Annotated in this window: 7 protein-coding genes and 1 pseudogene; 4 read left to right on the forward strand and 4 right to left on the reverse strand. The window is 66.8% G+C overall.

Going from position 1 to position 7,657, the window contains the following annotated elements; translation table 11 throughout:
• Positions 1 to 114: 114 nt before the first annotated feature.
• A pseudogene (gene istB / locus FGL98_RS24280) lies at positions 115 to 840 on the reverse strand (IS21-like element helper ATPase IstB); the annotation flags it as partial.
• A gap of 121 nt (positions 841 to 961) precedes the next feature.
• Here istB and FGL98_RS24285 point away from each other — a divergent pair.
• Positions 962 to 2,524: an IS1634 family transposase gene (locus FGL98_RS24285; RefSeq protein ID WP_146321361.1), complete on the forward strand. Its 1,563-nt coding sequence runs from the start codon at positions 962 to 964 to the stop codon at positions 2,522 to 2,524.
• On the opposite strand, the gene istA is transcribed toward FGL98_RS24285, so the two are convergent.
• Complete coding sequence (gene istA / locus FGL98_RS24290; RefSeq protein WP_146321363.1) at positions 2,505 to 4,214, reverse strand: IS21 family transposase; 1,710 nt, start codon at positions 4,212 to 4,214, stop codon at positions 2,505 to 2,507. The genes FGL98_RS24285 and istA overlap by 20 nt on opposite strands.
• A gap of 138 nt (positions 4,215 to 4,352) precedes the next feature.
• Here istA and FGL98_RS24295 point away from each other — a divergent pair, with 138 nt between their 5' ends.
• From FGL98_RS24295 to FGL98_RS24305, 3 genes are all read left to right on the forward strand, one after another.
• Positions 4,353 to 4,784: a GNAT family N-acetyltransferase gene (locus FGL98_RS24295; protein ID WP_186526375.1), complete on the forward strand. Its 432-nt coding sequence runs from the start codon at positions 4,353 to 4,355 to the stop codon at positions 4,782 to 4,784.
• A 136-nt stretch (positions 4,785 to 4,920) separates the two neighbouring features.
• The gene (locus FGL98_RS24300) at positions 4,921 to 5,298 is read left to right on the forward strand and encodes a hypothetical protein (protein ID WP_146321367.1); all 378 of its coding nucleotides are present in this window, start codon (positions 4,921 to 4,923) and stop codon (positions 5,296 to 5,298) included.
• 15 nt (positions 5,299 to 5,313) lie between these two features.
• Positions 5,314 to 5,613 (forward strand): hypothetical protein, encoded by a 300-nt coding sequence (locus tag FGL98_RS24305; protein ID WP_146321369.1) that lies wholly within the window; start codon positions 5,314 to 5,316, stop codon positions 5,611 to 5,613.
• 71 nt (positions 5,614 to 5,684) lie between these two features.
• Here the strand turns inward: FGL98_RS24305 and FGL98_RS24310 are convergent, their stop codons facing one another.
• Together FGL98_RS24310 and FGL98_RS24315 are read right to left on the reverse strand one after the other, a co-directional pair.
• Positions 5,685 to 6,311 carry a hypothetical protein gene (locus tag FGL98_RS24310; RefSeq protein ID WP_246136734.1) on the reverse strand — a complete coding sequence of 209 codons (627 nt, stop codon included), beginning with the start codon at positions 6,309 to 6,311 and terminating at the stop codon, positions 5,685 to 5,687.
• A 160-nt stretch (positions 6,312 to 6,471) separates the two neighbouring features.
• Complete coding sequence (locus tag FGL98_RS24315; RefSeq protein WP_146321373.1) at positions 6,472 to 7,527, reverse strand: NAD(P)/FAD-dependent oxidoreductase; 1,056 nt, start codon at positions 7,525 to 7,527, stop codon at positions 6,472 to 6,474.
• Between the last annotated feature and the right edge of the window lie 130 nt (positions 7,528 to 7,657).

Genomic DNA, 7,657 nt, shown 5'->3' on the forward strand with positions numbered 1-7,657 from the left:
CCAGAACTCCATGCCCGCAACGTAGGTGCTGGGTGTGACACTCACTACAAGAGAACTGTTCCAGCACAGCCGATCCGAGGTTCACGCGGCAGTCGCACACGCCCGAGCAGACCCCAATAGAACGGCGCACAGGCGGGGGTCGGTGAAGGTGCTGGTCCAGCCGGAGAAGGACTGGTTGGACGCGATCGCGATGCTGTTCTTCTCCTCCCGTTCGGTCAGGACCTGGAACAGGAGCTCAGCACCGCGCCGGTCGAGCTCCATGTAGCCGAGCTCATCAATGATCAGCAAATCAACGCGGCCGTACCGGGCGATCGTCTTGGACAGCACCTTGTCGTCAGCGGCCTCGGCCAGCTCGTTCACCAGCTTCGTGGCCAACGTGTACCGGACCCGGTGGCCCTGCTCGGCGGCCGCCGTCCCGAGCGCGATGAGCAGGTGCGACTTGCCCGTGCCGGAGTCCCCGATCAAGCACAGCGGGTCGCCTTTGCGGATCCAGTCGCCCTTGGCCAGCTCGTGGATGGTGGCGGGGTTGATCGCTTCGTTGGCCTCGTAGTCGAAGTCGCCGAGCCATTTGTCCCGCGGGAAGTTCGCGGCCTTGACTCGTCGCACACTGGAGCGACGGTCGCGGTCGTCGACCTCGGCCATGAGTAGCTCGGCCAGGAAGCCTTGGTAGGTCAGCTGTTCCTTGTTCGCCACGGCCAGGGCCTCTTCGACCAGTGCCCGGATGGTCGGCAGCCGGAGCCGGCGGCAGGCCTGGTCGACCGCGGCGACGGCGGCTTCCTCGGTGAGCCCGCGCCGCCGGCGCAACGTGGGTGTGATCGAGGTGGTGGGCGCGGCCGGCATCAGCTGGTACTCGCTTTCACCTCAGGCCTGACTTGCACAGGTGATCGTGGCCGAAATGCGTATGTGCTGGTCACAGGGGCGGAGGACGCGGTTTTGGGGCACTAATCGGTAGAGTTGGCGGGTGCCTGGGTTCATCCGGAAGGTCAAGACGGCTTCGGGCGCGACGGCCGTTCAGATCGTCGAGAAGCAGCACGGCGTGCGTCGGATCGTCGAGCACGTTGGGTCGGCACACACGTCGGCGCAGCTGGCGGTGTTGATGCAGGCGGCCCGGCAGAGGCTGCACCAGGGCCAGCAGGCCCTCGACTTCGACGTTCCGGCGGGGGAAGGCGTCGAGGCAGCTGAGAGTGGTGACGATGTCGCACCGGCGGCCGGCTCGGCCGAGGCGGTCGTTGCCGGGCAGGCCAGCCAGGTGCTGTGGGACGTGCTGGCCGATGCGTATGCCCGGTTGGGGTTCGACCGGCTCGACGATGAGGCGTTCAAGTCGCTGGTGCTGGCGCGGATCGTTCAGCCGACGAGCATGGCAGCCGCAGCTGGCGTGCTGGAGGACCTGGGAATGCCTGCGCCGCACCGCAACACGTTCTACGCCGCGCTGAAGCGCTGCTATCAGCGTGACTACCGAGGCATGATCGCCAAGGCCTGCCTGGCGCACTCGTCGGCCACCAGAGATGGTCTGGCCGCGCTGGTGATGTATGACCTGACGACGCTGTACTTCGAGATCGAGAACGAGGACGACCTGCGCAAGGTTGGGATGAGTAAGGAACGCCGGGTCGACCCGCAGATCACCGTCGGGCTGCTCGTCGATCCGGGCGGGTTCCCGCTGGAGTTGCACTGTTTCGAGGGGAATAAGGCCGAGACCAAGACGCTGATCCCCGTCCTGACTTCCTTCCAGGAGCGGCACGGCATCACCGACATGGTCGTGGTCGCCGATGCGGGCATGCTGTCCGCGTCGAACCTGAACGCGATTGAGGAAGCGGGGTTCTCGTTCATCGTGGGGTCGAGGATCTCCAAGGCACCGTATGACCTGGCTGATCACTTCCAGCGGCATGGGGACCACTTCGCCGACGGGGAGATCCTCGAATCGACCCGGATGATGGGGCGCGGGAAGGCCGCCCGGGAACGACGCGTCGTGTATCAGTACTCGTTCAAGCGGCGTAAGCACGACGACAAGGCCATCAACGCGATGGTCGCCCGCGCCGAGAAGGTCGCCGACGGAACCCGTCCGGCCAAGAAGGACCGCTTCGTGAAACTGAACGGCAAGGACACCAGCGTCGACTGGGGGCTGGTCGAACGAGCCCGCCAGCTCGCCGGGTTGAAGGGATACGTCAGCAACATCCCCACCGACGTGATGGCCGGCTCGGCCGTCATCGCGGCCTATCACGACTTGTGGCAGGTCGAGAAGTCCTTCCGCATGTCCAAGAATGACCTTGCCGCCAGGCCGATCTGGCACCACACCCGCCAGCCGATCGAGGCGCACCTGACCGTCGTGTTCGCCGCCCTCGCGATCAGCAGGCACCTGCAAGACACGACTGGAGTCTCGATCAAGAAGATCGTGACGACGCTGCGACCGCTACGCACGGTGCAAGTCCGCGTCGACGGACACGGCATCACCGCGGCTCCGGTGATCACCACCGCCGCTCGAGACATCCTCGACCAACTGCCGCCGATCAACGCGCCGGGGCACTAACACCTGTGCAAGTCAGGTCAGGGTCGGGTGTGCTGGCCCGCCGGCGTGGGAGGAGCTCGTCGTATACGGCGACCGACGGGGCCGGCCGGCTGTCGGGTGGGAGTCCGGCGATCACCGCGGCGGGGTCGGTCAGCCGTCGCTGGGTCAGGTGGACAACTCGTTGCTCACGCGAACCTGCGTGAGCAACGAGGTGGCGGCCCTGCGTGGCCCCACCCTCAGTCGCCGCCGCATCTTCGGATGTGGCGTTGGCGTGGCGGCGGGCCTCGACCGCGACCACGTCCGCGGTGACCGCACCCACCGACAGGGCCGCACTGATGCCGGCGGTCACCTGGTCCGCGGTCATCGACCGGTGCAGGAGGAGGACGTCGATCAGCTCACGGGTGCCGTCCGTGTCACCGTTGACCTTCCTGGAGGCGACCCAGAACGCCTCACGCTCGGACGTGAAGACACCGGCGACCCGGGCCTGCGCCAGCGCGGTCGACCCGGGCAACGCACCGGGTTTGTACCGCAGCACCTCCAGGTAGTGGTCCAGGATCACCCGGTGCCCGGACTTGGCGACAACCCGCGGATGCGTGGCGACGATCGTGCGGCCGTCGAACACCACCAGCTCGGACGCACGCAGGGCCACCCGGACGCGGCGGCCGATCAAATGCGCCGGCACGGAGTACTTCACCATCCGCACGGTGATCATCGAGGACCGGTCCACCCGTGGGGTCAGCGCCAGCCCAGGGTCGAACGCGTCCTCGGGCAGCGGCCGCAGCAACGGGCGTTCGGTCGCGAAGTCTTCCCCGATCGTGTTGGTGCGCCCGCTGATTCGGCGTGACTCGTCTCGTGCTTCCCAGCTCTTGATCTGCTCGTTCAGCTCATCCAAGGTCGCAACCTCGGGCATCGGTGTCAGGTGGTTTCGGCGGAACCAGCCGACCGCGCCCTCGACGCCACCCTTCTCGTGTGCACCGTTGATCCCGGGCTGGCAATAGAACGGCTCGAACCCGTAGTGCGAGCGGAACAGCACCCACCGGTCGCTCTCCTGCCGCGCACGGCCCGGTCCGTGGATGACCTTGGCGACCGCGGTCTTTAGGTTGTCGTACTTGATGTGCTGGGTCGGGACGCCGCCGATCGCCTCGAACGCTTCGACGTGCCCTTGCAGGAACGCCTCCTGCGCTTCGGTCGGGTAGACCCGGTGGATCGCCTTACCCGAGTGGGACAGCCACAGCACGAACATGTGGCACTTGGTCCTCACCCCGTCCAGCACCACGTACACGTCGCCGAAGTCGACTTCCGCCTCCCGACCAGGGGCGTGGACCTGGGCGATGAACGCCTGCACCCGGCGGCCGCCCTCCAGATCAATCTGCGCCCGCCGCACCCGCACGTAGTCCCGCACCGTCGAGTACGACAACCCTGTCGCACCCTGCTCCTCGACCAGCCGGGCAAGCACCCTCACCGCCGTGTGCCGTTGCTTCCTGGGCGCGTCCAGATCGGCCCGGAGCATCGCGTCGATAGCGTCCCTGAACGGATCCAGCCGCGGCGACACCCGCACCGGACGCTTCCGCGGCGGTGGCACCGCCGACGCCAACGCCTGCCGGACCGTTCGACGGTGCACCCCGTGCCGGCGCGCGAGCTCACGGATCGAGAGCTCCTCGACCCTCGCATCCCGGCGTATCGCAGCAAACAGCTCCACCCGTGATCCCATCCCAACCCCATCCCTCGAGCCAACCGGATGAGGCAAGACTCGGGTGGGGCCAGATCAAACCGTCACAACCACCCCGGCGCGTCGCACGTGGGCCCAGATCAAGCCGTCACGGTGGGGCCAAACCAACCTGTCAGAGTCATGGAGGCCTACACCCCGCCGGATCAACCAGCATTCGCGGACCTGGTCAACAGCGTCCATGCCGAGTTCGGGTTCAGCTACGATCCCGAACTCGATGCGGATCTGGAGAACCCGACTGCCTACTACCAGCACTTGTGGCTTCTCCGTCTCGACCGGGCCGTTGTCGGATCGGTCGCTCTTACCCCAGCCAAGAACAGAGTGGCCACGCTGAAACGTATGTACGTGCTGCCCGAGCATCGCGGCCGGGGACTGGGCCGGCAGCTACTCAGTCTCGCCATCGCAACGGCCGACCGCGATGGCTGCCGACAGGTCATGCTCGACACCAGTGATCGCCAGTGCAACGCCATCCGACTCTACGAAGGAGCAGGATTTAGGCTGCACCACACATCCGGAACTACCCGGTACTACACACTGAATATCACCCAGCGATAGTCCCCCGTTGTCCGTAACGGGATCGTCTTATGGCCTGCTCCGCAGGACTCACTGGCAAGCGGGGCATGCCGCAAGGGGATCGGTGGATCATGATGATGCGGGCCGAAGGGGCCGGTGGCGCGCCTACGCTCAGAACATGGTCGCGTCGCTCGCCTTGCTTCCCAGCCCGCTGCTCGGGCCATCGGTGTGGCAGCCGGTGGCGCAGCTCCTCTCAGCCCGCGGCTGGCGGACCACGACGTGCGCCGCACCTACGAGCCCACGTACCGGGCGGGAGGTTCTCGATGCCTTCCTCGCCGACCTGCCGACCGACGAAGATCTAGTCCTGATCGCGCACAGCAACTCTGGGGCCTACGTCCCCGGCATCAGCACGCAGCGGTCGGTTGTTGGCGCGGTCTTCGTCGACGCCATCCTGCCGCCGCACCACGGTAACCTCCCGCTGACGCCGGCGGCCTTCCTGGACTTCTTGCGGCAGAAGGCCGACGCGCACGGCGTGCTTCCCGTGTGGACGCAGTGATGGGACGAGGCCGACGTGGCAGCGTTATTCCCAGACTGCCAGACGCGTGGCCGAATCGAGCGAGAGCAGTCCCGGCTTCCCCTGTCCTACTTCGAGGACCAGCTCGTGGTGCCCGACGGCTGGGACGACCTCGCGGGCGCATACCTCGCCTTCGGCGAGACCTACAGCCACGAACGCGACGCCGCCGAACACCGCCACTGGCCGGTCACCACCGTGGCAGGCGACCACCTCCACCTGGTGAACGACCCGACCCAGGTTGCCACCGTAGTGAGCGACCTGTTGCATCGGATGGGGATCACCTCACCCCCACTCTGACCAGCTGGGCTGCACCACATCGAGGCCCCGCAGAGCGATCGTCACGCGGTGCGTGACCGTACACCGATCGGCTATCGGGTGTCTGCGGCGACTGTGGGCCCGGTAGCGAATGCGATCCGGATGTGCTGCAGTTCGCTTCGTGGGAGCACGGCGGTGACAACTGTTCTTGGTGCGGTCTCAGCTCCGATGGCGTACACGAACGGGTCGGTGTCGATCTCGGCGGCGGGGGTGGCGACACCATCTACGGCAACGGTGACGGCCGGGTTCACCGAGCTCTCGGTCACGCGGGGCGCCGGCGGGAATCCTGGTCGGATCGAGGGGTCTCGGTACTGGTTGTTCAAGATGTCGTTGGCGTGGTCCACCAACCGCTGCGCCAGTGTGGTGTAGGCGGTCAGGTCACGGCTCCAGGTGGTGCGGACTGCCTCCCACAACTGCGGGTACCGCATCCGCTGCACCTGCTCGATCAGCCAGGCCGGCCGCGGCCACGGTGTCGCCATCTCGATCGCGGCCCGCTTGTCATGGTCGAGAACGGCGAGGTTGACCGGATCGGACCGGTCGGCAGGATTGCGCCACAACGTGTAGGTGATGCTCACCGAGAACTCGGTGTACCCGGCGCCGTCCGATCCGTCGCTGATGCCGATGCTGTCGGTGTCCTCCAGCGACGGCTGCACGATCAGCCCCATGACCGGAGACGGCATGTCCCGAAGACGGCGATTGTGCTCGACACGGGGATCGGGCGCGTCTTCTGGGAGTACGCCACGGGATTGCATACCTCGATCATCGTCCACTCCGACCGGCAGCGCACCCGCGCAGGCATGACCCGATTACCGATCGGCTGACGGGCGCGCCCGGACGGTGCTACCTGAGGAATCGTTCTGGGCGGAAGTCGGCGAGCAGTTCGTCCCTGTTGCCCGTGAGGATCTCCTCGGCGAGCAGTCGGCCGATCAGCGGCCCGAGGGTGATCCCGCTGTGGGTAACCGCTTCGTAGTAGCCGGGCACGGCAGGCACGGCTCCGACCGAAGGGAAGCCGTCGCCCGGGATGGGGCGCTCCGCAACCCGGGTCTGCGCGATCCAGGAGTCGCGGAGATCAGGTACGACCTGCCGCGCCGATTCGTGGAGCTGCCGTGCGAGCTCGGCTGGATCTGGTTCGGTGTCGATGAGTGCGTCCACCTCACGACTGTGGAGGACCACGGACCCCTCTCCGTCAGGGCGGATCTCGATGTGGGGAGTGTGCATAGCCCGGTGGATGGGCACCTCAGCACAGCCGAGCCTCGTGATGACGCCGGGTTCCACGCGCATCGGTAGGTGCCGGCCGACGAGGCCGGCGATCCTCGCGGCGCTGGGACCTGCTGCGTTCACGACAAAGTCGACGTCGAGACGGCGCCCGTCCGACAGCGCCACCGTTTCGACCCTCCCGTCGGCGCTGATGCCGACGTCGCAGACCTCGGAACCGAACCGGTGTACGGCGCCGGACTCGATGGCTCGGCCCACCAGACTTTCGACCAGCTGCCGTCCGTGCGCCCATGCCTCGTCGGGGTAGAACAGCACCGGAGTCCCGTCGGGCACCGTCAGGGCAGGTTCGAGGCGCCGGCGCACCTCGGCCCCCGTGCATACCTCGACCCGATAGTCCCAGCTAGCCAGCAGTTCGGCGGTCTCCAAGAGCTTCGCCTCCACTGCGGGAACGTCTGCCCACCGCAAGTGACCTGTGGGATGCCACCAGGTCTCCCGCCCAAGAGAGTCGGCGAGTTCTCGGTGGGCGGCCATCCCCGCGACGTTCAAGTCGTAGTAGGAGCGATTCACGGTCTTGCTGCTGGCGTTGACCCACGAGAACGACCAGTTGCTGACCCCTTCGCCCGGCTGGCCGGCATCGATGAAGACTACCTCCGCCCCGCGCCGCCACAGGTTCCATCCCACGCTGGCACCTAAGAGATTCCGCGGATAGGCGCGGTCATTGCGGCGTGTCACGCAGCGAAGCAGGCACAGGCCCCGGTAAAAGACGGGTTGTCGAGACTCGCCAACATCACCGGGAGGGCCTGTGCCTGCC

Source organism: Leekyejoonella antrihumi (assembly GCF_007845645.1).
GTDB lineage: Bacteria > Actinomycetota > Actinomycetes > Actinomycetales > Dermatophilaceae > Leekyejoonella > Leekyejoonella antrihumi.